Genomic DNA, 25268 nt, shown 5'->3' with positions numbered 1-25268 from the left:
TCAGTGAAAGCTGGCCTGAAAGCTCGTGGCGGTCAGCGACACGTGGGCGTCGAGCGGCGGGCGCAGTTCGAACGCCTTCGGCTCGCGTGCAAAGTGATAGAGCCGCATGAGGCACCAGTCCGCCCGCCGTTCGTCGGCAACAGCCAGCTCGTTCCGCGATATATGGAATGGTGTGCGTTCCCAGCCGTTGGTCGTCTTCACTTCGATCAGACGAGGCCGACCATCGGGCGCATAACTGGCGATATCATACCCCGCGCCATCGCCATCCTCCTCCGAGACCCATCGTACCTTTGACGCAAGGTCGGAGCGCCCGGAGCCAGCCAGCACAGCCTTCTCATGCGCCAGCGCGCGTTCTTCTCCGGCCCGACCAAGCGCACGGTTGCGCTCATCGCGTTCGGCGACGTCAAACTTGCGGGCGGTGGCGATCGTTTGCTCAAGCTCAGGAGGGGGCGGCTGGTTGCTGAGCGTCGGGGGCGGTCCAATCCAAAGCTGAGCTGCCTCGCGGAGGCCCATCGCGGGCCGGTCCGGAATGCGGGACAGCCAGCCGGGGTTGAGTTCCAGCCAACGCACCACCGAATCTTCTAGTGTGCCCTGATAGTTTTGGGCAGGCTTGTAGCCAGGGATCCAGTCCTCTCCGAGGGCCCTGAGAACCGCGCTGATGTTCTGGTGCTTGAACTCAATAGAACTGCGGTTGCGGTCGATCTGGGTCTGAAGATCACGATTGTGAGCAGCCTTGTTATAGGATTGGCCAGCAAAATCCGCAGACAGCATCGCGAAGTAATCCGCGACGATCAGGTCATTCTCTGCGTCTGTCCAAGGCCCGTTCGACATGCGGCCAGGCTAGACGCAGGAAAATCATTTGTCATCAGCGGTTTCGTCGGGGGAATGGGATGCGAACCCACCCAAGAAATCCGCCTGTTTACGCTGGCATCCCGAGCAACGCGCCTACTGCTCGTTCTGTAAATGTCGCCATCGATATCGTTCGGAACGCGCGTTCGGGTTTTGGCGGGGTTCGGCGACAGGGCATTGAAAGGTAAAGAGAAAACGAGACCGAACCGGAACGGTCGAGGTTCGCCCAAACTGAGACTGAGGGCCATTCTTAGACCAGCTTCGGCGAGGCAGCGTGTCTATGAGGTTCGGTCGGTTCCCGCAAACCCCTTTGATAACACGGAAAAATACGTGCCCGTCAGGGCGGTGTCACTGGTTCGCAATGGGGATAATGGCGGAGGAGGTGGGATTCGAACCCACGGTAGACTTTCACCTACGTCGGTTTTCAAGACCGGTGCATTCGACCACTCTGCCACTCCTCCGACCGCGCCTGTCCTACGCAAAGACTTTCGATTCTGAAAGACCCCACTTCAAATTCCTTCAAATCACTTCCGCACAGGCGTAACAGCGCCGATTTTCGAACGTCTTAGCTTTTCACTTGAATCATCTTTCGTTAGACTTTCCCGCAAACCGGTCGCTATGAAACCGGGACGAGGTGAAATGTGGCCAGTGATGGCCAAAAGGCCCTGAAAGGGCGTAGGAGCAGGCACATGGGTTTCGTGACCACTCGGATCATCGCTGTATCCGCCGCATCGTTGGTGCTCTTGGCAGCGTGCGAAGAAGGACAATTCGCTTCTCCACCCAACGGAGACGATGTTCAAACCGTGACTCCTCCACAAGAAGCCCGGGTTGAAATTCGCGATGTTGAACGTGGCGACATATTCAACACAAGCGAACTTGCACTTTGGGATGGTCGCCCTTCTCTTGGTGGAATTTGGGTTGCTCATCCCGACGTTGGCGACCCCGAGCGCGTGCGCATTGAAAACACAACGAATGGTCAGATCATCGAGGGTGCACTTTTCCGACGCGAGCGGGCAAACCCAGGACCGCGCATACAATTGTCATCTGATGCAGCCGCAGCGCTAAGCATTCTTGCCGGACAGCCCACCGAAGTCGCATTGATGGTACTTCGCACCGAAGAGGTCGTGATTGAACCGGCACCGCTTCCGGTCGAGATCGATGATGACAGCACTGAAGTCTCCGAACCAGAAGCTCCAGCAGAAACTGACGAAGCCCCACTTGTCGCTGTGACCAGTGTCGACATGGGCGCAGACACGGCACCTCCCAAACGCCCCGGTTTCTGGGCAAGTCTTCGCGAAGCCCTGGGTGGCGCGCCAGCAGACGAAACCGCGCCACTTGTGGACAACACTTCGTCAGACGCCTCGGCTCCGAACGTCGAAACCGAAGCACTTGACCCCATCGCTGCTGCATCCGCCGCAATCGACGAAGCTGAAGCCACCGCACTCAGCGCTGAAGCGACGCCCGCGGCGCGACCCGCGCGCACAACAACCAGCGAATTGCAAAACCCATATGTTCAGGTTGGTCTCTTCTCGGTCGAAGCCAATGCAGATGCCGCTGCCGCAAGTCTGCGCCAGGGCGGAATCGTTCCAACTGTCGTACCCGGCAACAACGGCGATCGCCAGTTCTGGCGCGTTATCGTCGGGCCAATGACCACTCCCAATGACCAGGCACAGATGCTTGGACAAGTTCGCGCACTCGGCTATGCCGATGCGTTTTTGACCCCAAATTAATCTTTCAGAGATCGGAGTTCCCATGCTTCGCAGGATCACCAAAATTTGCATCGCGGCCATCACTGCCGTCTGCATAACCTTGTCTGGCTTACCTGCCCGGGCAGCCTTTGAAACCAGCTCAAAGGCCGCCTTTCTCTTTGACATAACCACGGACACAATCCTGTTCGAAAAGAACGCCGATGCCCCCCTGCCCCCGGCATCCATGTCAAAGCTGATGACACTTTACATGTTGTTCGAAGCGTTGCGCGATGGGCGCGTAACTCTGGACACAACCTTTAGCGTGTCGACCAAAGCCCGGCTCATGGGTGGCTCGACAATGTTCCTGGACGAAACTGACCGCCCAACTGTCGAAAGCCTGATCAAAGGCATCATCGTCCAATCCGGCAATGACGCCTGTATCGTCGTGGCTGAAGGTCTAGCGGGCAGCGAAGACGCCTTCGCGCGCCAGATGAATGCCCGCGGACCCGAGATTGGGTTGACCAACTCGACCTTTGCCAATGCATCAGGCTGGCCCAACCCGAACCACCGGATGAGCGTGCGTGACCTCGGCACACTGGCAACCCGCATTATTACCGAATTTCCCGAATATTACGGCTACTTTGCGTTGGAAGAATACGATTTTGATGGGCGCTCTCCTTCGAACCGGTTCAACCGGAACCCGGTTCTGGGCCTCGGTATGGGCGCCGACGGCCTGAAAACCGGTCACACCGAGGAAGCCGGTTACGGTCTTGTTGGTTCTGCCCTGCAGGGGGACCGCCGCATCGTTTTCGTCTTTACCGGGTTGGATACCCAGCCCGAACGCCGCAAGGAAGCCGAAAGTTTCATCAACTGGGGCTTCCGCCAGTTCCTGTCAAAAGAAGTGGCTAAAGCCGGTCAGATCATCACCCAGGCCCCTGTCTGGCTGGGCGACCAACAACAGATCGACCTGATTACACCGACCAACATTCGCCTTCTGGTGCCCGCCATCGCGCAGGACTCGCTAGAGACCAAAGTCGAGTTTCGCAGCCCGCTTGAAGCCCCGATTGCCGCGGGCGATCAAGTCGGCGAACTGGTTGTCACTGCCCGAGACATGCCCGAGAAACGCCTACCGTTGGTTTCGGACCGTGATGTGATTTACGGCGGCTTCGTGCCACGCATGCGCGCCTCGGCCCTCGTCCTGTTTGACAAGGCGATGGGTCAGGTGCAAAGCCTGATGGAATGAACCAGGGGCAGTTTATTACATTCGAAGGTATCGACGGGTCAGGTAAGTCTACGCAGGCCCGGCTGCTGCACGATCATCTGACCTCCTTGGGGCGCGATGTCGTCTTGACCCGCGAACCCGGCGGCTCAACCGGCGCCGAAGAAATCCGACGGCTTTTGGTAGAAGGTGACCCTGATCGCTGGTCAGCGGAAACCGAAATCCTTCTTTTCACGGCTGCTCGACGCGACCACTTGGAAAAAACTATCCTGCCCGCTCTGAACCGAGGCGCCATAGTCATTTCCGATCGCTTTGCCGACAGCACCCGTGTCTACCAAGGCGCCGCGCGCGGGACGCTCAGAACCCTTGTCGATCGGCTCCACGATGCCGTCATCGCCAAAGAGCCTGATCTTACTTTCATCATTGATATGGACCCCGATGCAGCACTTGCCCGCGGACTGGCGCGCAACTCAGGCGAAGATCGCTTCGAAGACATGGGGGCAGCTTTCCAACACAAACTTCACGACGGCTTCCTTGAACTGGCAAAGGCCAACCCAACTCGCTGCCATTTGATTGACGGCAACCGCACACCCGAGGCCGTCGCAGTCAACGTTCAATCCATCGTGGCCGCACAATCATGATCCCTGCCAAAACCTCATTATTGGCCCATAAATATCCCGGGGGAGCGGGCCAAAGGCACGCGGGGGCAGAGCCCCAGGAAACTCAGAACCAATGAGTGACGAAGACCTCCCCGAGTCTGATCGCGCAGACGATGCACCTCATCCGCGCGCGACACTGCAGCTCTTTGGGCATGTCCAGGCCGAAACGGAAGTGCTGGACGCGATTTCCCGGGATAAGTTGCACCATGCATGGATGATCACAGGTCCATCAGGCATCGGCAAGGCAACGCTGGCATGGCATATGGCACGCCACCTAATTGCCACTCCTCCTAACTCCGACGGCGGTCTTTTCGGCGAAACGCCGCCCGCACCAACGTCCCTCGATATATCACCCGACCATCCAGTCACACGCCGCATCTTGGCAATGTCGGAACCTGGCCTCCTTTTGCTCCGCCGTGCCTGGGACCGCGACCGAAAGCGCCTGAAAGCGCAGATAACTGTTGATGAAGTCCGCAAACTTGGCACCTTCTTCGGTCTAAGCTCTACTGATGGTGGCCGCCGTGTGGTCCTTGTTGACAGCGTCGATGAAATGAACCCTTCCGCTGCCAACGCCCTGTTGAAGGTGTTGGAGGAACCGCCGAAGAACGCTATCCTTCTTCTGATTTCCCACGCCCCCGCCCGTCTTTTGCCGACGATCAGGTCTCGGTGCCGCGAATTGCGCCTGAATTCTCTAAACGACCGGGATATGACCGCTGCTCTCACCCAGGCTGGCTTCGATACCGAACACCCCGAGGCTCTAACTGCCCTGGCAAATGGGTCGGTCGGCCAAGCGATCCGCCTACTGTCCAACGAGGGCCCTGCGCTCTATCAGCGGATCGTCAATCTATTGGCGCAAAGCCCCGCTATGGATCGCACCGAAGCTTTAAAACTGGCCGAATACGCGTCTCAACGCGGTGCCGATGACCGCCTGAACCTGACTGTTCAGCTAATGGACCAGGCGCTTTCCCGAGCAGCAAGAATTGGCACCGGACTACCACTTGCCCCCGAAGCCATCCCGAACGAGCATCAAATGCTGACCCGGCTGGCGCCAAATCTGCACGCAGCCCAAAACCTGGCGCAGCTGCAACAAGACCTTTCAGGCCGCATTGCCCATGGGCGCGCGGTCAACGTAGACGCCCAAAGCCTGCTGCTGGACGCCTTGTTGAAAATTAACGACACCGCCCCCCGTTCTTGACGCCCCCTGGCAAACGGATGATACGGGAAACCATGTCCAACAATGCCGACACGCCCTTGCTGACCGACAGCCATTGCCACCTCGATTTCCCCCAGTTTGAGGGAGAAATCGAGGACCTGTTGGCCCGCGCGGCAGAGCGCGGCGTGCACCGTATGGTGACCATCTGCACCAAATTGCGCACCCTGCCAGGCGTCCAGAACCTTGCCGAAGCCCACGCTCCCATCTTTTTCGCAGCCGGAACTCACCCGATGTCTGCTGCAGACGAACCATTGGTCTCAGTTGAAGACCTCGAATCCGTTGCATCGCATCCCAAATGCGTCGGCATCGGTGAAACTGGACTGGATTACCATTACACCGCTGACAGCAAAGATATTCAGCAACAAAGTTTGCGCATCCATATCGAGGCCGCACGGCGCACAGAACTTCCCCTAATCATTCATGCTCGCGACGCAGACGACGACATGGCTCGCATCCTCAACGAAGAGCACCAAACAGGGGCATATGCTTGCGTCATGCATTGCTTTTCCAGTAGCGCCGAACTGGCGAAGGCCGCGCTCGACCTGGGATTCTATCTGTCCATGTCGGGTATCGCCGCCTTCCCCAAAAGCCAGGAACTGCGCGATATTTTCGCAGCCGCACCTTTGGACCGCATTCTCGTCGAAACCGACGCCCCATACCTCGCTCCACCGCCCAATCGCGGCAGGCGCAACGAGCCATCCTATGTCGCTGACACAGCCCGGATCGGTTCCGAAGTCTTCGATTTGAAGTATGCAGACTTCGCGGCTGCGACTGAAGCCAACTTCAACCGTCTCTTCACCAAGGCGGCCAGATGGCAAAGCTAAAGTTCACCATATTGGGCTGCGGCTCTTCCGGCGGTGTTCCGCGTTTGGGCGGTCTTTGGGGCGCTTGCGACCCTGAAAACCCGAAGAACAGGCGGCGGCGGTGTTCGATGCTGGTTGAACGCGTTTCTGACGCTGGCACGACGCGCGTATTGATCGACACTTCGCCGGATATGCGCGAACAACTGTTATCCGCAGATATCGGCAATCTTGATGCGGTAATCTACACCCACGGACACGCCGACCATGTCCATGGCATCGACGACCTGCGTATGATCGTTTTCAACCAGAAAACCCGGGTCGCGGTCTGGGCTGACGGACCTACACAGGAACGGCTTTTTGCCAGCTTCGGGTATGCATTCGTCCAACCCCAAGGCTCGCCCTATCCGCCCATCCTGGACATGTATACAATCGACGGCGATGTGACGATATCCGGAAGTGGCGGTGACATCACATTTATCCCGTTCGAAGTGGATCACGGTGCCATTGATGCCCTTGGATTTCGCATCAAGGACGTAGCATATCTGCCTGATGTCGCAGAGATTCCAGAGCATTCTTGGCCAGCCGTCAGCAACCTCAATATTTGGGTATTGGATGCCCTTCGCCGAACGCCCCATCCAACACACGCGCACTTAGAACGCTCTCTGGAATGGATCGCCAAAGCTAGGCCAAAACGTGCGATCCTGACGAATATGCATATCGATATGGACTTCGAAGAAGTTGACCGCGACACACCTGACAACGTCGAGCCCGCCTTCGACGGGTTACAGTTTGAAGTGAACGACTGATACCATGCAGGCTCTTTTAGACGTCATCCTGCCCGTGTTCCTGATCATCGGGTTCGGATATTTTGCGGTTTGGAAAGGCTGGTTCACCGATACTGGCGTCGATGGGTTAATGAAATTTACCCAATCCTTTGCCATTCCCTGCCTATTGTTCAACGCCATCGCAACACTGGATCTGGGCGCAAACTTCAATTTGCCCATGCTTTTGTCCTTTTACCTTGGAGCCGCCGGGGGATTTTTGGCAGCATTCATCGCCGCGCGGTTCCTGTTCAAACGCAACCCAGTAGATAGCGTTGCAATTGGATTTGTTGGATTATTCTCGAATTCGGTGCTTTTGGGCTTGCCGATAACCGAGCGTGCATATGGAGTCGAAGCGCTTGGCGGCAACTTTGCAATTGTCGCAATGCACGCACCATTTTGTTACATGCTTGGCGTTACCGCCATGGAAATTGCAAAAAGCCGCGGTGCCGGAGCTATGCAGACCACCAAACTGGTGCTGCGTTCGATGTTTCGTAATGCGCTTGTCATCGGCATTGGCCTTGGCTTCATCGTCAACATCACGAATTTGCCCCTTCCTGGGGTCTTGAGCGACAGCATTAACCTGATGATCCGCGCTGCGATACCGGCGGCTCTTTTTGGGTTGGGCGGAGTCCTATATCGATATCGCCCACAAGGCGATATTCGTGTTATCATAATGGTTTGCGGAATTTCTTTAATCTTGCATCCGGCAATCACTTTTGCGCTGGCCTCCAATATGAATCTAGACAAAGACGCTTTCCGATCAGCAGTTTTGACCGCCAGCATGGCACCCGGCATCAACACCTACCTCTTTGCCAATATGTATGGTGCAGCCCGCCGTGTTGCCGCCTCAGCGGTGTTGTTTGGAACGCTAGCCTCTATCCTGTCAGTCTGGCTCTGGCTTTTAATTCTGCCCTAACGACACATTCACGCGACCGACATCTCATCCGTCTAATTACCTAAATTGTGCCCTTATCAGGACACATTAGCACGTTCTTAACGAAGTTGGACGAACAGGAGTCTTAACCAATGAGCAACGTTATTGCTTTTCCAACTGAAACCCGGTCCCAGACCGAGGCATTGGCCGAGCCTGAGGGGGCAACGCTTTTCATTCACTACCGCAACAGCACGATGATTGCGCACCTGGCCAAGCCACGCGCCAACCGTGTAGTTCCACTTGGGAAGACCAACAAAGCCTAATTGAACCCGCGCGAAATTATGCTTCTACGATTGATCGCTGATCAGCTCGCGCCATCGACACCAGCAATTCAGATTTGTCCTGAATAGCCTCGAAGTCAGACTTCGACTTCATTTCCATCCATCCGCATCCGATCAAAGACTGTGCAACGGCACCACCCATTGTCGTGCCAGGCCCCAATATGATGAACATATCGGGCGCAAATTCCTGTGCCGCCACCCTGATCGCAGTGCCAAATTCATAAGGTTCTACGATCTGTTGTCCAAATGTGTAGCTCCGCAGCAAACTGGGATCGCTACAACTCGGCCACCAGATGTGTCCGCGCCCATCAACCATTGGAACGCGGGGTTGGCCAAACTTCATGTTTGCAAACGCGTTCTGCGCAATTTCCGATACTGGATTTTGTAACTGGGTGTGAAACGCCGCGTGGTTTGACAGTCGCATCGGAAATCTGTTGGCGATTTGGGGCACCGCGGCTTCAAAGGCACTCAATCCCTGATCATTACCAGCGACGACTAGCGCCCCGGCCAAATCAATCGACAAACCAAGCGCGTGATTAGATCGAGAATCGATTTCTCGTATCAACTCTAACAGCTCCGCACGGCGCAGACTGTCAGGCACCCAGTCGCTACCCCACACGGGGTAGACTATCTGTCCGCCGATCATGTGCTCTTGCATCAATGCGCCCATCGTGTCGACAATCCGAAACCCATCCTCGGCTGATACCGCTCCGGCTACACCCAGCGTCGTATACCATCCCATCGAATTTCCGGTGACCGCGACAACTTCAATGTCTTCCGCCAAACTGTACGCATCCGCAAAAGAGCATGCGTAAATCAGCGGCGACGCCACATCACCTTTCGAGAATTTTGCCAGTTTGAAATCCCCGGAACCGTCCAATACGCTGACGGTTTCATTGCCATCTGCAGAGCGGATCGCATCTAATCCAAGGACGAAGTTAGAACTGCTGTGATGACGCCCCAAATACCCGAGGTCCTCTTTGTTGTAAGAACCGCGCCCCGGACAGATCAAAACGGCTGTCCTTGTCATGATTTCCGCCTCACCAATTCCAGTGCTGCGTCAACGATCGTATCAGTTCTAGGCAAAGTTGCCGCAAAAGCGGGGCCCGTAGCAATGAAGCTGTCTTCAGCAGTATGCCGCCCAAACCGCCCGATCCCACGCTCTGTCATAAGCGCCATCAACGCTTCAGCCTGACCGCCCGTGCGACGGCATTCATCAACGATTAAGACACTATCAACGCCGTCCAGCGCCTCAATCAGACGATCCTCGGCCAACGGAGCCAACCAACGCAAATCGATCACGCGAGTCGCCACACCGTGCTTTTCATCCAGAACTTTCGCAGCCTTGCGCGAAAGCATATGGCCATTACCGTATGTAACGATGGCCAGGTCACGCCCCCGTCCGTGTACGCCTATTTCATCCAAGCCAATACGCTCATTGTCATGCGGATATGCAGTCATCCAACCGGCATCGCCGTCCTCAAACAGGTCGCGGTGATTATAAAGTGCGATGGGCTCAACAAAGACCACCACTCGCTGCTCTTCCCTCGTCAACCGAACCGCCTCGCGCAACATCAAAGCCGCATCGCATCCGTTGGACGGACACGCAATGATCAGGCCAGGAATGTCGCGCAAGACAGCCAGTGAGTTGTCATTGTGGAAATGCCCACCGAAGCCCTTTTGATATCCCAATCCTGCGACCCGGATCACCATTGGATTGGTGAACTTGCCCTGCGAAAAAAACGGCAATGTCGCCGCCTCGCCCCGCAACTGATCTTCGGCATTGTGCAAATAGGCCAGGAACTGAATTTCCGGGATTGGCACGAAGCCGTTCTGCCCCATTCCGATGCCAAGCCCCAAAATTGACGTCTCATCCAAAAGCGTATCGATCACCCGGTCCGGTCCAAAACGCGCCTGTAACTTCTGCGTCACTCCATAAACGCCGCCTTTTTTGCCGACATCCTCGCCCATCAGCACAACTTCTGTGTGCTCCAGCATCAAATCCGTCATAGCCATGTTCAAACACTTGCTCATCGTTTGTGGCGCATCACTCGCTGCATCGGCTCCAAGCAAAGCGCGGCGACGCTCGGGATCTGGACCATTGCTTGGGCGACACGTACGAACAGGGGGCACAATTGTAGCCATGACTTCATCAGCAGTTTGCAACCGTGGCCGCTTGACTACCTCCGCGGCCTGACGCGCGACCCTTAGTTCTGTTTCGACATAGAACCGCATCGCTTCGTCCACTGACGCGATGCCCCCGCTTTGCAGACGCGATGCAGATTTCAACAGCGGATCGTTGTCTTCATCGCGCTCAACCTCGGCCCGGCTAAGATACGACGTTGCGACGTCAGCACCAGCATGCCCGTAGAGTCGAACCATGGACAAATGCAGAAATGCAGGCTTGCGCTGTTGACGCACATAGTCCGATGCTTCTTTCGCGACCCGGTAGGTGTCAACCATGTCCAAGCCGTCCGCTGCAAAATATTTCACCCCAGGGCGGTGTTTCATCGTCGCTTCAATCCACCCATTCGGTGTCTTAACGGAAATACCTATCCCATTGTCTTCGCATATGAATAACAGCGGCAGCGGCGTCCCTTGAACCGACGCCCAGCCAGCTGCGTTCAGAGCGCCCTGCGCCGTTGAATGATTGGCCGAGGCGTCCCCGAACGAACAGATCACAATGGCATCTGGATCAAACACCCGATGTTCGGGCACATGCCTTCGTGCAACCCCCTGAGAATAAGCTGCGCCTAGCGCCTTGGGCAAATGACTTGCAATCGTCGATGTTTGAGGCGGGATCATCAAATCATACGATCCCAACACTTTGTGGCGCCCACCTGAAATGGGATCCTCTACCGCACACGCGAAACTCAACAGCAAATCCCAACCAGGAGTCTGTCCCGGCACTTGTCCCGCCCGTGCAATTTGAAAGGCCGCATCACGGTAGTGCAAAAAAGCGGGATCACTTGGACGCGTTGCCAGCGCGACAGCCGCCATCCCCTCGTGACCCGAGGCCCCAATAGTATAGTAACCCTGGCCTGCCTTCTGCATTACCCGGCTTTGCCGATCCAATGCACGGCTCAAAACCTGCGCTCGATAAATCTCCATGGCTGCAAACGGGCTTAAGTCGCTCGCGATGTCGGCCATCTGCGGAAGATCACCCACCTTTGTGCGGCGCAGAAAATTCTGATGAACGATCTCGGCGCGATCCATCGCAGCCCCTTATCTCCGGATGTGCCCACGCGGGCATGCCACAGCGCTAACCAATCTGAAACCGACAGGCAAGTCGGCGATCTATGCCAAAGGTTTAGCGCTTTGACGTTTACAAGCGGGTCCAACTGGCCAACATATGCACCGGAATATCGGGAAAGACTGGACGACCATGCATCTTAAGAAATCAGGGCTCGCGCTGATTGCCGTAGCCCTTGCAACCCCAATCGCTTTTTTACCGCCACTTGCCGCAAAATTCGACCCGATAGCCTTGTTTAGCCAATATCTCGGCATGGCAGCCCTGATCGCAATGGCAATAACTCAGATCATTGCGACACGCTTCAAATTCGTCGAGTTTCTCTTCGGCGGGTTGGACCGCAGCTATATTCTGCATAAATGGCTGGGGATCGGCGCCATGGTTGCCATCCTGCTGCACGACACCATCGACGCTGAAATGCGCGACATTGGAGCAGAAACACTGTTGGTGGAAGTGGCCGAAACCGCTGGCGAAATCAGCCTTTATGGAATCTTGATCCTGATAATCATCTCTATCGCGACTTTCATCCCCTATCACCTTTGGATGTGGACGCATCGCCTTATGGGAACGTTTTTTGCTCTATCGGCATTCCACTACTTCTTCATTCTTAAACCCTTTTCGAACTTGGACGCGCTCGGCGCGTATGTTGGTGTATTCTGCATTCTCGGCATGTTGTCCTATGTCTATAAACTTCTGCCCCAGGCCGCGCGAAATGTCTGAAGTCAGCGCCTATGGGTCCAAATAGGTTAATTTGATAAGAGAGAGTTGTTGGCTCATCGTAACCACTGAGGAGTGGGACATGAGACAGACAACTGGAACTCGCAGGAGCCCCGGCGAGAAGATCGTCAAAGAGATCAAACGGGCGACGCGCAAACAGTATTCGTCAGAAGAGAAGATCCGGATCGTGCTGGATGGCTTGCGTGGCGAAGACAGCATTGCTGAGTTGTGCCGTCGTGAGGGAATATCTCAAGGTATCTACTACAAATGGTCCAAGGACTTCATGGAAGCTGGCAAACGGCGGCTTGCTGGAGATACGGCGCGTGCGGCTACGACCGACGAAGTCAAGGACCTGCGCCGCGAAGCCCGAGACCTGAAGGAGGTCGTTGCCGAGCAAACACTGGAACTGCGTCTTCTCAAAAAAAGCATGACCGGCGGTGGGGGCGACCAAGAATGAGGTATGCTGCATCTGAGAAGTTGGAGATCATCCGGCTTGTTGAGGGGTCGCATTTGTCTGCTCGTCGAACATTGGCAAAGCTGGGCATCCCCCGCACCACATTTTACCGTTGGTATGATCGGTATCGGCAGCGCGGCGACGCTGGCCTTGTGGATCAAGCGCCTAAGCCCAGACATGTCTGGAACCGCATCCCCGACGAAGTCCGGCGCAAGGTCGTCAAGCTGGCGCTGCAGGAGACGGAGCTGTCGCCGCGCGAACTGGCAGTGACGTTCACGGATCGGGAGCGCTACTTCGTCTCGGAATCTTCAGTCTATCGGGCCCTGAAGGCCCACGATCTGATCACCAGCCCGGCCTTTATCGTGCTCAAGGCGGCAAACGAGTTCAAAGACAAGACCACTGCGATCAACCAGCTTTGGCAAACCGACTTCACCTATCTCAAAGTGCTTGGCTGGGGCTGGTTCTATCTCAGCACAATCCTGGACGACTACAGCCGCTACATCATCTCGTGGAAACTCTGCACGAACATGCGGGCAGAGGACGTGACGGACACCCTGGATTTGGCGCTACAAGCATCAGGGTGCGATCAGGTTCACGTCATCCACAAACCCCGCCTCCTCAGCGACAACGGGTCCAGTTACGTCTCTGGCGATCTGGCTGAATGGCTGCAGGACAAAGGCATGAAGCATTCTCGGGGCGCACCATATCATCCCCAGACACAGGGCAAGATCGAGAGGTGGCATCAAACCCTGAAGAACCGCATCCTATTGGAGAACTACTTCCTTCCGGGAGACCTCGAAACCCAGATCGAAGCCTTCGTCGATCACTACAATCACAAGCGCTACCACGAGAGCCTGAACAACGTCACACCCGCCGACGTCTACTTCGGGCGTGACAAAGCCATTCTAAGACAACGGGAAAGGATCAAACGAAAGACGCTCGAAGCGCGGCGCTTGCATCACAGACAGCGCGCCGCATAATAACATCAACCAGACGAGCCAAACTCTTTACTTGTTTAAGCAACTCTTGGTTCCCAAAACCCTGACGACGGACAATCAACGGCGAAGATGTAGACAGCAAAGTCTACATTCCGTTCGTTCTGGTGACACCAGAGAACATGGATGAGTTCCTGAGCGCTAACTAATCTAAGAAAACTTTCCGTGGCGGCTTCGTTGCCGCCACGGATTTTGAATTGGACAGCCCGGCCAATATTCGGGCCAATTTGGGAACATCACGCAAATGGCAAACACCAGCGACGGCATTGGCGGGCTCACTTTTGACAAGAGCAAAAGGTCTTGGCCCAACGAGATGAACATTTTACTTGCGTTGATAATCATCATCGTGATCTTCGAAATTATGGGGCAGTTGTTGCCTCACATGAGGGGACAAAGCTTTCTCTTTGACACCAAAGACCGGTTTGACGGCATTTTCGGGATGTTTAACGTAGCCAGACTGCAGATTATCATCCTGCAGGTGGCAATTATCGGCATTATCGCCCTTGGGGTAACCCAGGTGATTATCACAGCAGGCATTGACCTAAGTTCGGGTCCGTTAGTTGCCGCGACCGCAATGATCGCGATGAGCTTTGGTCAAACTGAATTGGTCAATGGAAACCCAAATCCCAAAGCACTTTTTGGCACCTGGGCGATGGACTTACCGGTCATAATTCCGGTCGTAATAGGCATAGCATTTGGCGGAATGATCGGCGCAATCAACGGCACCTTCATCGCTTATCTTCGTATTCCACCTTTTATCGCGACCTTGGGCATGTTCCTTATCTGCCGCGGTATCGCACTGTGGTGGTCCAGCGGTAACCCAATCTCCTTCCCGACCGATTCTTATGCCTTTATCGGATCGGGCATGATGCCGGTTGTCTGGTTTATCCTGTTGGCGTTCGTCTTCCACATCATCATGACTCGCACCCTTTATGGCAAGCACACCTACGCAATCGGCTCCAATGAAGACGCAGCGCGGATGTCGGGCATCAATGTCAAACGCCACAAGATAACGGTCTACATGATCGCCTCAATGCTGGCAGCGTTCGCAGGGATTGTTCTCAGTTCCAAGGCTTCAACCGCACAGGCCGGCATGGGTGAATTCTACGAACTATTCGCCATTGCCATGGCGGTTATCGGCGGCATCAGCCTAACCGGCGGGCGCGGTTCAATCATCGGAACAGTACTTGGCGCTATGGTTCTCGGCGTCATCCGCTCGGGCTTTACGTTCGTCAAACTCGACGGATCATATCAGCTCATGGCTATGGGTAGTATCATCATCGCGGCGGTGGTCCTCGACCAGTACCGACAAAAGAACCAAGCTTGATCAGGAGTAATAGAAATGAGCGATATCATTCTCGAAACCAAAGGCCTGACCAAGCACTATGGCGGTGTTCATGCCTTGAATGACGCGAACGTGGTTCTTCGCAACGGCGAGCACATCGCAGTGATGGGGGACAACGGCGCAGGCAAATCTACTTTTGTCCGCCAGATTACCGGTGTGGAGCAAAAAACGAGCGGGCAAATTTTATTCAACGGACAGGAAGTGAATTTTGGCGGCCCGCTCGATGCGCGTGAAGCCGGCATTGAAACCGTTTTCCAAACGTTGGCCTTGGCGGACGAATTGAACGTTCCTGACAATCTGTTTCTGGGACGTGAGATTACCAAGTTCGACTGGTTGGGACCGTTTCGTTTCCTGGACTACAAAGCGATGCGCGAGGCGACTATGGCGGGTCTGGAAAAGACTGCGGTGAAAATTCCGAACGTCAGAAATTCGATCCGCAATATGTCTGGCGGTCAGCGCCAATGTGTGGCGATCGCACGAACTGCAACCTTTGCGTCAAAGTTGACCATCATGGACGAACCGACGGCAGCTCTGGGTGTTCAAGAAACCGCCCAGGTCGAGAACATCATTCGTACGTTGAAATCGCAAGGTCAGCCTCTGATCCTGGTCAGCCACAACATGCGTCAGGTCTTTGACTTGGTGGACCGGGTCATCGTGTTTCGCCGGGGGCGCATTTGCGCCAACCTCGACATCAAGAACGAGGACGTTTCTGGCGAAGATGTGGTCTCCTATATCACCGGTGCCAAGACCCAGCCGGAGTTTGAAGAAGCGTTCGCGTAAACGCCTATTCCAACCAACCACTGCGCCCCGACATTGTTCGGGGCGCAGGTATTAGACTCCACTGATAGATCATCCCGGCAGGAAGGAAGCCGTTGATATGAGTGTCAATTTCGCCGTTCTTGGCGCAGGTCGCATCGGCCAGGTCCACGCCCGAGCCATCGCTGAAGTTCCCGCTGCCAAACTTGTCGCCGTCGCAGATCCAATGGAAGATGCAGCAATGGTTGTCAGCAAGGCTTACGGCTGTGACGTTCGCAGCATTGACCAGATTGCGGCATCAGGTGATGTCGATGCCGTGGTGATCTGCACACCGACAGACATGCACGCCGACCTGATCGAACAATTTGCTCACGCTGGCAAAGCTATCTTCTGCGAAAAGCCCATCGATCTGGACGTTGCACGCGTCAAAGCCTGCCTCAACACAGTCAACGAACTAGGAGCAACTTTGATGCTCGGCTTCCAACGCCGCTTTGATCCTGATTTTCAGGCCCTGCGCGCGGCCATTGACGCAGGCGAGATAGGCGACGTTGAACTTGTCACCCTGACAAGTCGCGATCCAAGCCCCCCACCCTACGCCTACATCGAAAGGTCGGGCGGCATATTTCGCGATATGACCATCCACGACTTCGACGTTGCCCGCTGGATGCTGGGCGAAGAGGTGGAATCCGTCATTGCCGCAGCTTCGGTTCTCGTTGATCCCAAGATCGGCGAACTCGGCGACTTTGACAGCGCAAACGTAATCATGACCACCGCTTCGGGCAAACAATGCACCATCAATAATAGCCGTCGTGCCACTTATGGATATGACCAAAGGATCGAAGTACACGGCTCCCTTGGTTCGCTCAGTGCTGGCAACCACCATCAATCACGAGTCACTCAGGCCAATGCCCAAGGCTATTCCCAACCGCCGCTTCAAGACTTCTTCATGACGCGATACCAGGCCGCCTATGCGGCCGAAATCACCGCCTTCGTCGAGGCCCTGGCCGGCGGCCAAGCACCAGCCCCGTCCGGCAACGACGGCCTGCTGGCTCTCGCTCTGGCCGAAGCCGCGTTGCAGTCCGTAAAAACTGGAACCGCCGTGAAGGTCGCCGATGTTGTAGAAGGCACATAGCGGATGCCAGCCAAGCAGAAATCGATTCTGGAGCGAATGATCAACGTCGACAGCCCGTTTTTCAATGATCCTCTGCGCAGGATCGTAGCTGTCTGTTTGATTGGCATCTGGACGTTATTTGAAATGCTGAATGGCTCGACCGTTATTGCCTTCCTCCTGCTAGCCACTACAATCTGGTGTATCTACAAATTCTTCGTCGCTTATGAAGGTCCGTTCGTGGATGAGGACGACGACTAAGACGAAAACTAGCGTCGACTTGAATACCGAAAGACTGGCCAACCCTGAAAACCTGTGCCAGTCACGCAACCACCATGAAATTGCCGATCCTATTCTCCTTCCGCCGCTGCCCCTACGCCATACGCGCCAGGGTCGCGCTTCGCGTCGCTGAGCAACCGGTCGAACTGCGCGAAGTCGTTCTGCGTGATAAGCCGCCTGAGTTTCTTACAGCGTCCCCAACTGCCACCGTGCCTTGTATGGTTACCGACGGAAAGTCTATCGACGAAAGCCTCGATATCATGATCTGGGCCCTGAAACGGTCCGATCCACGAGGCTGGCTCGACATGCCACAAGTCGGTTGGGAATTGATTGAACGCGCCGACGGCCCCTTCAAAGACGCTTTAGATCGCACGAAATACGCCACGCGGTATCCTGAAATCGATGCCAGCGACCAACGCGCGATCGCCGCCGAATTTCTTACCGATCTGGATCAGCAAATTACCGAGTGGATCTTTGGCAAACCGACAGTCGTGGACTATGCAATTCTGCCGTTTGTCCGACAGTTCGCGTTCATCGACAAAGACTGGTTCGACTCCCAGCCCTGGCCGAATTTGCAGCCCTGGCTGGAACGTTTTCTCGCATCAACGGACTTCACTGCAGTGATGGACAATTACCCCCAGTGGCAAGCTGGTCAGCCACCAATCCAGTTTCCCTAGGCATCCCGACCCAGATGCATTTGCCTGTTCTGGACACACCGTTACAGTGTTGACAACAAGAGCACGCCACCAATATCATTTGTATGCAAACGACATGGCGTCAGGAGTTGCCGTGACATACCATTGTCCGACAGAACTGAACTCGGCGTTGCAACTGATCTCGCAACACCAAAGCACTGTTATTGCCGGTGGCACCGATGTATTTCCCGCAGAAAAACAAGGACATACGCCCGAAACACTTTTCGATGTCACCCGCATCGATGGATTTCGCGATATCACGCAGTCCGCACGGCAAATACGCATCGGAGCGGCCACCACCTGGACTCAAATCATACAGGCCGATCTACCCCCAGCCTTCGATGCACTGAAGTCAGCCGCGCGAGAAGTCGGCAGCATCCAAATCCAAAACTCGGGAACCATTGCCGGCAATCTTTGCAACGCCTCGCCTGCGGCCGATGGTGTGCCGCCCCTATTATGCCTTAACGCCTCTGTCGAACTCGAGAGTGCAACGCGCGGAGCCCGGAACTTACCTCTCTCGGAATTCATCAAAGGCGTCCGCCAGACTGATCGTCAAAGTGACGAACTGGTGACTGCCATCACCCTCCCCAAACCCTCAATTAACGCCTCGTCTGCCTTCGAAAAACTCGGCAGCCGCCGCTATCTTGTGATCTCCATCGCAATGACGGCCGTCCAACTCGAATTGGACGAACACGGCCACATGATGGACGCTCGCGTCGCAATCGGAGCGTGCTCCCCGGTCGCCCAACGGCTTCCAGACCTCGAATCCCACATGAACGACCAGCACCCCACAGACATCCAAGTCACCACCGAACATCTGAAACCACTCAATCCCATCGACGACGTACGCGGAAGCGCGGACTACCGGCTCGAAGTTGTAGCCGAGCAATGCCAAAGGGCGATCCGAAAGGCGGCCAAGGATGACACCTGAGGCCGGGATCAAAGGAACCACGTTCAACTTGAATGGTCAGCCGGTTGAAGGCTTTCCGGCCACGGGCGAACGCCTGTCACAAATGCTGCGCGAAGGGTTCAATGCACGGGATGTGAAAATTGGCTGCAACGCCGGTGATTGCGGCGCCTGCACAGTCTTGGTGGACGGGGCTGCTACCTGCGCGTGCCTCATGCCAGCGCAACAGGCCAAAGGACGCAACGTCGAAACTCTGTCCGGCCTCACATTGTCAGACCCTGTCGCCACTGCATTAGCCGAAAGGTTTCAGGACCATGGGGCCGCGCAATGCGGCATCTGCACCCCCGGGATGATGGTATCTGCCGTGGCGCTACTACGCGAATGCCCGTCACCGACTGTTGATCAGGTCCAAAATGCTCTGGGCGGGGTTCTGTGCCGTTGCACCGGTTATCGCAAGATAATCGACGCAGTCACCGACACCAAGCCAGCGCTTCACGGCAATCATTGTCAGGCTGGCGATGCTATCCGACGTTTGGATGGACATGCCAAGGTTACTGGCCAGGACCTATTTGGCGACGACGTTGCGCCCGTTGGAACTCTTGAGATTTTCATCATCCGCTCGCCCTACCCCCGCGCTGGGTTCAAATTTGGCGAAATAGACGGTTATGTGGCAGCTCACGACGGCTTGGAATGCGCCCTGACGGCCGCCGACATCCCAGGTCAAAATGCATTCGGCGTCATCCCAAATTTCATCGACCAGCCTGTCTTTGCAGAATCCGAAACCAGATTTCGGGGCGAAGCGATCGCCGCAGTCGTTGGGACGGCACAGGCTATCAGAAAATTCAACCCAGAGCAGTTTCCGGTCATCTGGTCGGAAGCAGACCCCGTCCAAGATCCAACATCGGCTCAAAACGCATCGACCAACCAACTGCATCCAAACCACCCTAACAACATCATGTGCGGTGGTCTGGTCGCTTGCGGCAACGCCGAAACTAAACTCGCCGAGGCAGCAGTAACCGTCGAGGGACGTTTCCAAAGTGGGTTTGTCGAACACGCCTACATCGAGCCCGAAGCTGGTTTCGCCGAGATCAAAAACGGTCGCGTCGAGGTTCACGCCTGCACTCAGGCACCGGTCATGGATCTGGAATCGTTGGAATTGATCCTGGGCATGGACCGTAAGAAAATCCGTATCCTTCCTACGTCAGTTGGCGGCGGCTTCGGCTCCAAGCTGGATATCTCTGTCCAACCCTATCTGGCACTGGCTGCCCTCAAAACAGGCAAACCAGTGCGCCTGACATATTCGCGCACCGAAAGCATGCAAAGCACAACCAAGCGCCATCCCTCTGACATCCACCTCAAGATCGGTGCCGACGCAAGCGGGCGCATCTCGGGCTTCAAGTTCTTCGGCGAATTCGACACCGGCGCATATGCAAGCTGGGGGCCCACTGTCGCCAACCGTGTTCCAGTCCACGCTTCTGGCCCATATGCCATCACTGATTATCGAGCCGAGTCCACCGCGATTTACACAAATAATCCGACTTCCGGCGCATTCCGCGGTTTTGGCGTTCCCCAGTCCGCCATTGCCCAGGAATGCCTGTTTGACGAGCTGGCCGCCAAACTGAGCAAAGATCCACTCGACTTTCGGATTCTGAATGCATTGGACAATGACGTTCCCACAGTTTGCGGTCAGACATTTTCTCAAGGCGTCGGCATTAAGGCATGCTTTAATGAACTCAAAACTGCATGGGATGCCGAAAAAACCGCCGCCGCCAACTTCAACGCCCGAAACAACACGCTGAAACGCGGTGTCGGTGTCGCCGCAGGCTGGTATGGCTGCGGGAACACATCCTTGCCGAACCCATCCACGATTAAATGCGGGATCAGGTCTGATGGCACGATAGTCTTGCACCAAGGGGCCATGGATATTGGACAAGGTGCCAATACGGTCATAGCCCAGATATTTGCCACCGCCCTTGGAGTGCCCACGGACAAACTTTCCATTGTCGGCCCCGACACAGACGTCACACCTGACGCCGGAAAAACCTCAGCTTCACGTCAAACCTTCGTCTCTGGTAATGCCGCAAAACGCGCTGGCGAATCTCTCCGGGCGCAGATTTTGAACGCGCTGAATGTAGGAAAAGACGCGGCACTCGAAGCCGCCCAAGGAAAAATTACGGCAACAGATGCCTCCGGCGCGCACCAACTAACCCTGTCAGACATGACACCCGACGCCGATTGTTACGTCTTACGCGCCGAGGAAACCTACGATCCGCCCACAAAGCCGCTGGATGAAAACGGCCAGGGCGCACCCTATGCGCAATTTGGCTATGCCGCCCATCTCGCTGTTGTTGAGGTGGACAAGGCGATGGGCACTGTCAAACCGATCAAATTTGTGGCCGCCCACGATGTCGGTAAGGCCATAAATCCAATTCTGGTCGAAGGCCAAGTCCATGGTGGCATTGCGCAAGGCCTCGGGATGGCGCTGATGGAAGAGTATATTCCCGGTCGCACGGAAAATCTGCATGATTACCTGATCCCCACCATCGGCGACGTTCCTCCTATCGAAACAATCATCGTCGAAGAACCTGATGAACACGGACCATACGGGGCCAAAGGTCTGGGCGAACACGTTCTCATTCCCACAGCACCGGCCATCCTCAATGCCATCCACAATGCCACAGGCGTGCGCATCACCAGGGTTCCGGCAACACCGTCCCGCCTACGCGCGGCCATTAAGGCTCAGTCGTCATGAACAAGCCTGCCAAACCCGCGAAAATCCGCTGCGACGCTTGTCCGGTCATGTGCTACATCGCCGACGGTAAATCCGGGGCATGTGACCGCTACGCCAACCACGGCGGCGATCTGGTGCGTCTCGATGTGCTGACCGTCATCGAAAGCACCGACCAGAAACTGGTACCTTTCCTACGCGACGGAACTAGCGAAGACTGGGACGGCGATATCGTCAAAGGCGACCGCCCCTTCGTCACCGCCGTTGGCGCCGGCACCACCTACCCTGACTACAAGCCCGCCCCTTTCATCGTCAGTCAGGAAATTGACGGCGTCGATATGGTCACGGTCGTGACCGAAGGCATCTTTTCCTACTGCGGCGTCAAAGTGAAAATCGACACGGACCGCCATATCGGCCATGAACGCGACGTCGTCTACGTGGAAGGTGAACCCATAGGCCACGTGATGACGTCGGAATACGGCTCAAAAATGCTGTCGCTCGGCGGCGTCGAACACCTGACGGGCGGAACCAAGAAAGAGGGCCGCGTGACCTGCGACGCCCTTCTGCAACTTTGCAATCGTGAAGCAGTAGATCTGACTATCGGCGAAGGCGATCACGCCATCTCGGTCGTCGTTCAGGCCGGAAAAGCGCCCATTATCAATGGCCTGGAAGAAAAGCTGATGCGGGTCGGCTGCGGCTCTGCCGCAATTGGTATGTTCGCCAAACAATGGCTTGGGCACGCGGACGATGTCGTTGTGGTGGATGACCACATCACCGGTGTTCTGTCTGAACACGAGGCTGGAAAACAGCTCGATGTGCCCGCAACCGGCATCAAAATACTGGGTCGTCGCTCCACTCCCGGTCGCTATTTTCAAGTCGCCGAGCCAGGTACCGGTTGGGGTGGAACAGACATAGAAGATCCCCTGAAAATTCTCGGCCCTTACAATCCAAAAACCGCAAAACCCGGCTCAAGCCTGTTCATGGTTTCAACCACCGGCGAACAATCTGCCTACTACGAACTCGACGACGATCTCCAACCACAAAAAACTGAAATGCCCGCAAGCCTGAAAGCCTCGGCGGATCTCATCGCTGAAAACTGCGAACCGTCGATCTGTTCGGTCCTCTTCATGGGAGGAGCCGGCGGAAGTCTGCGTGCAGGCGTCACCGAAAATCCAGTGCGCCTCACTCGTTCGGTTAAAGACGCCCTCACCCACGTCTCTTGCGGCGGCGCTCAGGCATATGTCTGGCCTGGCGGCGGGATCACCGTCATGGTTGACGTCATGGAGATGCCGACGGCCTCGTTCGGCTACGTGCCAACACCCGCCCTTGTAGCACCCATCGAATTCTCACTCCGTGTCAGCGACTATGGAACACTCGGCGGCCACATCGACCAGATCAAGCCTGTCGAAGAGGTGTCCAATGCCAGCCTGCGCAAAGTCAAACCGAATGCTCAAAGGCATAACCCCATGTCCGCCGCAAACTTCAGCTGGCACAAAGGCGATAAGAAGTAATGGGACCTCAAGCCGCCATACTTGCTGACGGACACCGGTTGCACCTCCAACACGGGCCAATTGATCTCATCATTGGAGCCGACGGTGATCGCGAAACAGCATTCCAAGCCGCCACCTTCAGATTTCAAACCATCTTGAACGACCTTGTCGATGAACTGGCAGAACTGCGACAACCTCTGTTTCCAAATACCGCATGCCCCATCGGCTCGGTCGCCCGACGAATGCACACCGCCACTCTTCCCCATGCCGAAGACACTTTCGTTACCCGCATGGCCGCCGTCGCCGGAAGCGTTGCGGACGAAATCCTGACAACGATGACCAAAAGCGCCGAAATTGACCGCGCCTATGTGAACAACGGCGGTGATATCGCACTCCACCTCGGCATGAACCAAAGCTTCACCACCGCCATAGCCAGCCTCAGCGGGCGTGAAAGCGGTCGCATCACCATCCGACAATCCGATCCCGTGCGCGGCATCGCTACCAGCGGTCGCCATGGCCGAAGCCTCAGCCTGGGTATCGCCGACAGCGTGACCGTCCTTGCGCAAACCGCGGCAGAAGCCGACGTTGCGGCCACCTTGATTGCCAACACCGTGGACCTACCTGATCACGACGCTATTCATCGCCAACCGGCATGCATCATTGATGAAAATAGCGACCTAGGCGCTCGCCCAGTTGTCACAGGTTGTGGCCCGCTAGACCAAACTGACATCGACAAAGCACTTGAAAACGGCCTGAATTGCGCCCGATCCCTGCAAGTCGGCGATCTCATCACGGCCGCCGCCCTAACGCTTCTAGGCACGACCTGCACGACACAAACCACCCTGATAACACCCGTTCAAAGGACTCCCGAATATGCCTGACATTGTCCTTCGCAAATCGCTCTATAGCTTAGAAGAAATCTTCCACGAAGGCGGCCCGAACTCTGCCATCCCGCTTCGGCGCGCCGCGGCCTTGGCCGTCATCGAGAATCCCTATGCCGGGGGCTATGCCACCGACATTCAGGGTTTCATGGATGACCTGAAACCGCTTGGCGTCCAAATGGCAAGCAAGCTCGTCGACATGCTCGGCGGGACGGCCAATGTTCAAAGCTACGGAAAAGGCGCAATTGTCGGCGCCGCCGGAGAAATCGAACACGGCGCTCTCTGGCATGTGCCTGGCGGATACGCCATGCGCGAACTTTTAGATAATTCCAACGCTATCGTACCATCCACCAAAAAAGTCGGCGGTGTCGGTGCACGGCTGGATGTCCCGATAACCCACATCAACGCCTCTTATGTTCGCAGCCACTTTGACGCCATGGAAGTCGGCACAAATGATGCGCCCAAAGCTAACGAATTGCTGCTGGCCCTGGTCATGACAACCGGTGCACGCATTCACAACCGCGTCGGCGGATTAAAAGCAGAAGATATCAAAGGAGAGGACGGGTTAAGATGACCGCCAAAATCAGAAAAATCGCCGTCAATGTCGAAGAAACCCACCGGGAAATCGGGCGCAGCATCTCGCCACCGACCCGCAAGGCCGTCGCGGTCGCCGTCATCGACAACCCCTTTGCCGGAATCTATCAGGAAGACCTGACCGACCTTATGGATATCGGCGCCGAACTCGGCGCGCTTCTTGGCGAAAGATGCGTCTCAGCCCTCGGCATCACGCCTGCTCAGGCCGAAAGCTACGGCAAGTCAGCCATGGTCGGCGAAAATGGCGAGCTGGAACACGCCGCCGCCATATTGCATCCAAAACTGGGCGCTCCTTTACGGGTTGCAGTAGAAAAAGGCGCCGCCCTTGTCGCCTCGTCCAAGAAAATGGGAAGCCCCGGCCAGGTTCTGGATGTGCCACTTGGCCACAAAGACGCGGCCTATGTGCGCAGTCACTTCGACGGCATCGAGGTCTGTTTGAACGACGCCCCGCGTGCCAATGAAATCATGGTCGCCGTGGCCGTTACAGACAGCGGAAGACCCCTGCCCCGTGTCGGCGGCCTGACCCACAAAGATGCCAAGGGCGAAGACGGCTTGCGATAGGGTGACAGCCCCCGCAAATCAATGCGGAATGGTTGTGC

The 25268-nt window shown here is 56.0% G+C and carries 24 protein-coding genes, 1 tRNA gene and 1 pseudogene; 22 read left to right on the top strand and 4 right to left on the bottom strand.

Annotation, left to right across the window (positions count from 1 at the left end; translation table 11 throughout):
- Both GKR98_17845 and GKR98_17840 read right to left on the bottom strand, forming a co-directional pair.
- Positions 1-831, bottom strand: a complete 831-nt coding sequence (locus GKR98_17845; protein QMU59874.1) for a DUF3883 domain-containing protein — start codon at positions 829-831, stop codon at positions 1-3.
- Between the two features lie 389 nt (positions 832-1220).
- Positions 1221-1310: transfer RNA gene (locus tag GKR98_17840), tRNA-Ser, on the bottom strand.
- Between the two features lie 228 nt (positions 1311-1538).
- Here GKR98_17840 and GKR98_17835 point away from each other — a divergent pair.
- The 8 genes from GKR98_17835 (at position 1539) to GKR98_17800 (ending at position 8452) form a co-directional block, all read left to right on the top strand.
- Positions 1539-2579, top strand: a complete 1041-nt coding sequence (locus GKR98_17835) for an SPOR domain-containing protein (protein ID QMU59873.1) — start codon at positions 1539-1541, stop codon at positions 2577-2579.
- 22 nt (positions 2580-2601) lie between these two features.
- On the top strand, positions 2602-3780 hold the full coding sequence (locus tag GKR98_17830; GenBank protein QMU59872.1) for a D-alanyl-D-alanine carboxypeptidase: 1179 nt from the start codon (positions 2602-2604) through the stop codon (positions 3778-3780).
- A complete protein-coding gene (gene tmk / locus GKR98_17825; protein ID QMU59871.1) occupies positions 3777-4397 on the top strand; it encodes a dTMP kinase in 621 nt (206 codons plus the stop codon). Before GKR98_17830 ends, tmk begins: the two co-directional genes overlap by 4 nt.
- Positions 4398-4488: 91 nt before the next feature.
- Positions 4489-5610 carry a DNA polymerase III subunit delta' gene (locus GKR98_17820; protein ID QMU59870.1) on the top strand — a complete coding sequence of 374 codons (1122 nt, stop codon included), beginning with the start codon at positions 4489-4491 and terminating at the stop codon, positions 5608-5610.
- A 32-nt stretch (positions 5611-5642) separates the two neighbouring features.
- Positions 5643-6452 (top strand): YchF/TatD family DNA exonuclease, encoded by an 810-nt coding sequence (locus tag GKR98_17815; GenBank protein ID QMU59869.1) that lies wholly within the window; start codon positions 5643-5645, stop codon positions 6450-6452.
- A complete protein-coding gene (locus GKR98_17810) occupies positions 6440-7237 on the top strand; it encodes an MBL fold metallo-hydrolase (GenBank protein ID QMU59868.1) in 798 nt (265 codons plus the stop codon). The genes GKR98_17815 and GKR98_17810 overlap by 13 nt, the downstream gene beginning before the upstream one ends.
- Positions 7238-7241: 4 nt before the next feature.
- On the top strand, positions 7242-8171 hold the full coding sequence (locus GKR98_17805; GenBank protein ID QMU59867.1) for an AEC family transporter: 930 nt from the start codon (positions 7242-7244) through the stop codon (positions 8169-8171).
- A gap of 110 nt (positions 8172-8281) precedes the next feature.
- Positions 8282-8452: a hypothetical protein gene (locus GKR98_17800; GenBank protein QMU59866.1), complete on the top strand. Its 171-nt coding sequence runs from the start codon at positions 8282-8284 to the stop codon at positions 8450-8452.
- 16 nt (positions 8453-8468) lie between these two features.
- On the opposite strand, the gene GKR98_17795 is transcribed toward GKR98_17800, so the two are convergent.
- Both GKR98_17795 and GKR98_17790 read right to left on the bottom strand, forming a co-directional pair.
- Complete coding sequence (locus GKR98_17795) at positions 8469-9500, bottom strand: ACP S-malonyltransferase (protein ID QMU59865.1); 1032 nt, start codon at positions 9498-9500, stop codon at positions 8469-8471.
- Positions 9497-11686, bottom strand: coding sequence for an MFS transporter (locus tag GKR98_17790; GenBank protein QMU59864.1), 2190 nt, complete (start codon positions 11684-11686; stop codon positions 9497-9499). Before GKR98_17790 ends, GKR98_17795 begins: the two co-directional genes overlap by 4 nt.
- A gap of 136 nt (positions 11687-11822) precedes the next feature.
- Here GKR98_17790 and GKR98_17785 point away from each other — a divergent pair, with 136 nt between their 5' ends.
- From GKR98_17785 to GKR98_17720, 14 genes and pseudogenes are all read left to right on the top strand, one after another.
- Positions 11823-12440, top strand: coding sequence for a hypothetical protein (locus tag GKR98_17785; GenBank protein ID QMU59863.1), 618 nt, complete (start codon positions 11823-11825; stop codon positions 12438-12440).
- Between the two features lie 79 nt (positions 12441-12519).
- A protein-coding gene (locus GKR98_17780) for an IS3 family transposase (protein QMU59862.1) occupies positions 12520-13871 on the top strand; the annotation gives its coding sequence in 2 pieces (ribosomal slippage) (positions 12520-12855 and positions 12858-13871; 1350 coding nt in all).
- A 68-nt stretch (positions 13872-13939) separates the two neighbouring features.
- Positions 13940-14035 (top strand): annotated as a pseudogene (locus GKR98_17775) (rhizopine-binding protein).
- Between the two features lie 95 nt (positions 14036-14130).
- Positions 14131-15213 (top strand): ABC transporter permease, encoded by a 1083-nt coding sequence (locus GKR98_17770; GenBank protein QMU59861.1) that lies wholly within the window; start codon positions 14131-14133, stop codon positions 15211-15213.
- Between the two features lie 15 nt (positions 15214-15228).
- Entirely contained in the window at positions 15229-16011 is a 783-nt protein-coding gene (locus tag GKR98_17765) for an ATP-binding cassette domain-containing protein (protein QMU59860.1), read from the top strand.
- A gap of 97 nt (positions 16012-16108) precedes the next feature.
- Entirely contained in the window at positions 16109-17119 is a 1011-nt protein-coding gene (gene iolG / locus GKR98_17760; protein ID QMU59859.1) for an inositol 2-dehydrogenase, read from the top strand.
- A gap of 3 nt (positions 17120-17122) precedes the next feature.
- A complete protein-coding gene (locus GKR98_17755) occupies positions 17123-17356 on the top strand; it encodes a hypothetical protein (protein ID QMU59858.1) in 234 nt (77 codons plus the stop codon).
- Positions 17357-17430: 74 nt separating this feature from the next.
- Complete coding sequence (locus GKR98_17750) at positions 17431-18051, top strand: glutathione S-transferase (GenBank protein QMU59857.1); 621 nt, start codon at positions 17431-17433, stop codon at positions 18049-18051.
- A gap of 94 nt (positions 18052-18145) precedes the next feature.
- The gene (locus tag GKR98_17745; GenBank protein QMU59856.1) at positions 18146-19000 is read left to right on the top strand and encodes a xanthine dehydrogenase family protein subunit M; all 855 of its coding nucleotides are present in this window, start codon (positions 18146-18148) and stop codon (positions 18998-19000) included.
- A complete protein-coding gene (locus tag GKR98_17740) occupies positions 18990-21728 on the top strand; it encodes a molybdopterin-dependent oxidoreductase (GenBank protein QMU59855.1) in 2739 nt (912 codons plus the stop codon). Before GKR98_17745 ends, GKR98_17740 begins: the two co-directional genes overlap by 11 nt.
- Positions 21725-23215, top strand: a complete 1491-nt coding sequence (locus tag GKR98_17735) for a 6-hydroxynicotinate reductase (protein ID QMU59854.1) — start codon at positions 21725-21727, stop codon at positions 23213-23215. The genes GKR98_17740 and GKR98_17735 overlap by 4 nt, the downstream gene beginning before the upstream one ends.
- On the top strand, positions 23215-24075 hold the full coding sequence (locus GKR98_17730; GenBank protein ID QMU59853.1) for a UPF0280 family protein: 861 nt from the start codon (positions 23215-23217) through the stop codon (positions 24073-24075). The genes GKR98_17735 and GKR98_17730 overlap by 1 nt, the downstream gene beginning before the upstream one ends.
- Positions 24068-24649 carry an amino acid synthesis family protein gene (locus GKR98_17725; GenBank protein ID QMU59852.1) on the top strand — a complete coding sequence of 194 codons (582 nt, stop codon included), beginning with the start codon at positions 24068-24070 and terminating at the stop codon, positions 24647-24649. The genes GKR98_17730 and GKR98_17725 overlap by 8 nt, the downstream gene beginning before the upstream one ends.
- Positions 24646-25230 (top strand): amino acid synthesis family protein, encoded by a 585-nt coding sequence (locus GKR98_17720; GenBank protein QMU59851.1) that lies wholly within the window; start codon positions 24646-24648, stop codon positions 25228-25230. Before GKR98_17725 ends, GKR98_17720 begins: the two co-directional genes overlap by 4 nt.
- The last annotated feature ends 38 nt before the right edge of the window (positions 25231-25268 follow it).

Origin of the sequence: Boseongicola sp. (assembly GCA_014075275.1) — a bacterium.
In the GTDB taxonomy this organism is placed as follows: Bacteria; Pseudomonadota; Alphaproteobacteria; order Rhodobacterales; family Rhodobacteraceae.
This window is presented reverse-complemented; position numbering and strand designations above follow the sequence as displayed.